The organism is Acinetobacter sp. YH16038, from assembly GCF_013417275.1.
Classification (GTDB): domain Bacteria; phylum Pseudomonadota; class Gammaproteobacteria; order Pseudomonadales; family Moraxellaceae; genus Acinetobacter.
On sequence record NZ_VPEG01000078.1, the window covers coordinates 1 to 4,774 of the forward strand.

The 4,774-nt window shown below is 36.3% G+C and carries 5 protein-coding genes; 3 read left to right on the top strand and 2 right to left on the bottom strand.

Annotated elements, in window-relative coordinates:
• The 3 genes from FTV34_RS16340 to FTV34_RS16350 all read left to right on the top strand — a co-directional run.
• A partial coding sequence (locus FTV34_RS16340) for a molecular chaperone (protein WP_180070804.1) occupies nt 1–539 on the top strand: 539 nt, incomplete at its 5' end.
• 27 nt (nt 540–566) lie between these two features.
• On the top strand, nt 567–2,915 hold the full coding sequence (locus FTV34_RS16345; RefSeq protein WP_180009640.1) for a fimbria/pilus outer membrane usher protein: 2,349 nt from the start codon (nt 567–569) through the stop codon (nt 2,913–2,915).
• Nucleotides 2,906–3,895, top strand: a complete 990-nt coding sequence (locus FTV34_RS16350; RefSeq protein WP_180070806.1) for a spore coat protein U domain-containing protein — start codon at nt 2,906–2,908, stop codon at nt 3,893–3,895. The genes FTV34_RS16345 and FTV34_RS16350 overlap by 10 nt, the downstream gene beginning before the upstream one ends.
• Here the strand turns inward: FTV34_RS16350 and FTV34_RS16355 are convergent.
• Nucleotides 3,892–4,368: a spore coat U domain-containing protein gene (locus tag FTV34_RS16355; RefSeq protein ID WP_168406833.1), complete on the bottom strand. Its 477-nt coding sequence runs from the start codon at nt 4,366–4,368 to the stop codon at nt 3,892–3,894. The genes FTV34_RS16350 and FTV34_RS16355 overlap by 4 nt on opposite strands.
• A 196-nt stretch (nt 4,369–4,564) precedes the next feature.
• Nucleotides 4,565–4,774, bottom strand: a 210-nt coding sequence (locus FTV34_RS16360; protein WP_180070808.1) for a helix-turn-helix domain-containing protein, incomplete at its 5' end; no start/stop codon positions are given.

The window sequence follows — 4,774 nt, forward strand, 5'->3', positions numbered from 1 at the left end:
AGCTTAATAACCAGGAAATTCTGGAACCGACTAAGAAGCTTATTGCAAGTCCACTTATTACTGAAATTAAACCTGGTCAAAGACAATTAGTACGCTTGATTAAGCCAGCCAATACTAATAGTACTCAGGAGCAGGCATTTCGAGTACTGGTAGATGAGTTGCCAGGAAGTAGTTCCGAGCAAAATAACTCGGGTTTAAATATTTTATTGCAATACTCAATTCCTGTTTTTTATAAGTCTTCGCAACCTCATAAAATTACTCAAGGTCTAACCTCGCTTGATAATATTCAGTTTAAATATACGAACGGCCAGATTTCAGTGTCGAACCGTTCTAGTTCCTATTTACGCTTAAGTCAGTTGAGTTATGTATCCACGACAGGAAATATCGTACCTTTGATATCTGGATTGATGGGTTATGTTTTGGCAGGACAAACGATGTCTTGGAACTTACCGATCAGTCTTCCAGATAATGGTGCAGGAAAGTTTCGATTAGTTATTAATTCTGATATTAATCAACAGGTTATTCCTGTAAATAAATAAATACTTGATATGATTAGGGCTAATTACTTGAGTGTAATTTTGCTTGGACTTCTTTATGTACAAGAGGGAATAGCAAATGAAGTGACTTCTCAAGAAGTAGATTCGACCATTCAACAGGAACTTTTTTTAGATGTTATTTTAAATCAATCTAACTCAAATATTTTAGGCCATTTTCTCCAACAAGATGATCAGCTTTATATATCTACAGAAACTTTACAAGACCTTAAATTAACTTTACCTGCTGATCTGCAAACTAATCCTGCAGGCTACTATCTTTTAGAAGACATACCTTCAGTCAAATATAAATACGATAATTCCAACCAGAAAATTTACCTTGATGTAGATATTAAAGCACTTAAACGAACTTCCTATTATCCTGCATATACTATTATTGAACCTGTCAAACTTGACCCAGCTCAAGAGCGACCAGGCGCTTTGTTTAATTACGATTTCTATAGCCAGTATTCCGAAGATTATTTCAATTTAAGTGGAACCCATGAGTTTCGTGTATTTGGCTTAGGAGAGGGAGGAATCTTAAATTTATCCTCAAATTATAGCTATACCAAAACAGATGAAGATTCCGAATTAAATGCTTTAATTCTAGATACTTATTGGCAGCGTGATTTACCTGAAAAAATGCTTACTATCAGAGTGGGTGATGATCAGTCCAAACCATTGAGCTGGAGTAGGTCTACCCGCATTAGCGGAGTAAGTCTTTCTAAAAATTTTGCTCTTCAACCCTATCAAATCACGACTCCCTTGGAATCATTTAAAGGTGAAGTAAGTTTACCATCCACAGTAGATTTGTTTATTAATGGGCTAAAGCAAACAACTCAGCAAATCATACCTGGTCAATTTGAAATTGAAGCGATCCCTATTATTACTGGAGTTGGACAAGCTCAAGTAGTTGTGACTGATATCAATGGCCAACAAAGAGTTCTTAATTTTTCTTTATATGGAACTAATCAACTGCTAAAGGAAGATTTGAGTGACTGGTCATTTAACCTAGGTTATACACGTTTAGCATATGGGGAACGTTCCTTCAAATATGATAAGGATCTGGTTACTAATACCAGTTATCGGTATGGTTTAACACAAGATTTAACTGTAGAGACACATTTGGAGTTAGCGCCTGATCTGTACTTGGGAGGAGCAGGATTTATCCAAAGACTAGGAAACCGCGCAGGTCTGTTAAATGCAGCATATTCTTTTAGTGACTATCAGGGATTAACCGGAGCTATTTATCAATTAGGATATAACTGGAATTCTAGGTACTTAACTATCTCTTATAATACGGCTCGGCAGTCAGGCGAATATTACGATATCGCGCACCTAAATGGTTTAGCATTTCCTCAGCGATCTGATCAATTTTTTCTAGGTACGAATAATAGGTTAGGCCAGTTCGGGGCAAGTTATATTTATCAAGAACAAGATTGGGATTCAACTAACGAGTTTTTAACATTTAATTGGTCTTATTCATTCCCTAACAATTATTATCTCAACTTAAGCGCAAATCATGATTTAAATGGATCAGATACCAGATATTATTTGAGCTTGAATGTTCCATTAGAAAAGAGACGAACCGTCAACTTATCCTATCAGCAAGATCAGGAACAAGAGAAGCTGTCTTTTAATGCGCGTCAGTCCGTCTCTCGTGATGTTGGTGGGTGGGGATGGCAAGTACAGGTAGATACGGCTCAGGATAATCGAAATATCCAGACTCAACTTGCCCGGATTCACAACTATGGGGAGTGGAGTTTAGGCTTACAGGAATTTAAAACCGATAACAGCTCTTCTCGAATAGCCAACGGTACATTAAGTGGAAGCCTGTTAATGATGAATCGAAGTTTATTCCCAATGCGTAGATCTTTTGATTCATTTGCTTTGATTTCAACCTCTAATATCCCTGAAGTACCAGTGAAATTAGAAAATAGATCAGTAGGAAAGACCAATAGAAACGGAGAACTGGTCGTCACCTCACTGAATCCTTACCAAAATAACAAGATCACAATCGATGCATTAGAATTACCTGCTGACTATTATATTGAAACAACAGTAAAGAATGCTGTACCAAGGTTTGGTAGTGGAGTCTTCATAGATTTTCCTGTTTACCAGATTCAGGCGATTCAAGCAGTTATTAAACAAAAAGATGGAAGCGTAATTGAAGCCGGGTCGAATGTCTGGGCAAGTCCAGATTTAAAGTCCTCAATACCAGAGCCTCTTACTGTGGTTGCACATGATGGTATGATCTATATGGAAAACCCTAAAGTAACTAAATTCTTTGTAGAGCAAAAAGACAAAATGTGTAGCTTTGAGATAAATGGTTTAGATACCCAGAAAGGTTTAATTGATTTAGGCGACTTGCTATGCGAATAATGAGCAAAAAAAAATCTCCTTTTTTATCAAGCAAAAATTTAACTTTAATGTCAGGTCTATTTTTAGGTTTGATGATTACAGGTGAAAGTCAGGCTGCTAAATGCAGTATTTCTTCTACCTCGCTTGATTTCGGTGCAGTGAGCCCTGCATTAAGTACGACTTCTACCAATATTACTCTTCGTTGTGATCCACGTTCCATAATGAAAACAAATATACGTGTGTGTTTGACCGCTACAAGTTGGCTTTATAATGATACAACCCGTTATATTTATACTAATATTTTAGGCATACCGAACCTACTTCAATCTTTGAAATATAATCTTTTTTATGACCCCGGTTTTACTCATTTAATCCAATCGCGTGATCAATTAACTGCTATGGGTTGTAGAGACTATACAATTACGGGTGGTAAGCAATTGACTGAAATGATCCCAGTTTATGGTCTTTTTTATCCAGGACAGACAGGGGCTGCTGGTAATTACAGATCCTCTACTTTATCGCTTGAAATCCTTTATGATTTTGAAAGAAATGAGAACTATCCTAACGGCTATAACGCTAGTAATTTAAGATATTCGGATACGGCCAATATGAGTGTTTTTGCAGAATATGAGAATGTTTGTGCATTACTCTCAACAACAGATTTGGATTTTGGTCAAATTGATAATTTGAACAGAGACTTACATACAAGTGGTCAAATTTCTCTGCAATGCCCTTCACGCACTACTTGGCGAGTAGGATTAAATAATGGCAAATATGCTCTGAATAATCAGAGAAGAATGTTTAATGGCAAGGATTATATAAATTATGATTTATACTTAAACAGTAACTTAACTCAAAAATGGGATAGTTCTAATAACAGGTCGCAAGGTGTAGGAACAAATGGGCAGCAATCAATCTCTGTTTACGGACATGTCCCCCAACAGCCTCTCAAAAGTGCAGGAAACTATAGTGATACTGTGACGGTCACTTTAACGTATTAATATGTAATCGTAGCAACCACAATATCATTATATACACCCGCAGGAACATTCGTGGCGCCTTCATTAATTTTTGCCCAGATTTTGAAGTTCTGATCCGTACCAGTTCCCGTACTTGCAAAATTTTCTTGAGAAGAGCTTCCCCAAACAGTTTTAAATCCAGCATCCTGATAGAGCTGATACGGAACCTGGATAGAATTGTCTTGTGTATTCTTTAAAGTCTTATCGCTGTTTAAAGCAATCGAGTATGGAGTATTTTGACTACAACTAACATTCAAACTTCCTGAGCTAGTTACATGATTTGTTGATCGTTGAATAGATCCAAAATCAATAGATTGAGTCTGAGTACTCTGGATCTCACAATGTTCTGTTACGGTAAGTTGGACAACAAATTCAGATGAATTTTCATTTTTTTGGGTATAAGCAATTGTAGAAAATAAGATAATGAAACTTAAAAAGTACTTCATTTTTCTCATAACCTTTCCTTCAATATCTTACTTTCTTTACTTGCAATAATATAAGGTATAAGAGCTCCATATAAAACATCTAAATCATAACTTTCAAATTTAAAATATCAGAGTTATTTCCATATTTACCCTAAAAATTTCTTATATAAAGTAACCCTACTGCGGAAGGGTATAAGTATCCTCTTCAGGGCATTATAAGTTTTTTTTAAATAACTTTAGCAACTCGATAGACAGTTGCAACTCCACAATTCACTGCTTTGGCAATTTCTTCCTTAGTCATATTGCCAGCTACTAGCAATTCTTTTATTCGTTTATGTTTAGCCTCATTTGCCTTCTTGCCTGTTGGTTTGTAACCCGAACGTGCCAGGCCCTGCTTAATACGTTCTATACGTTTCTCATTGTCTCGGCGGGCCAT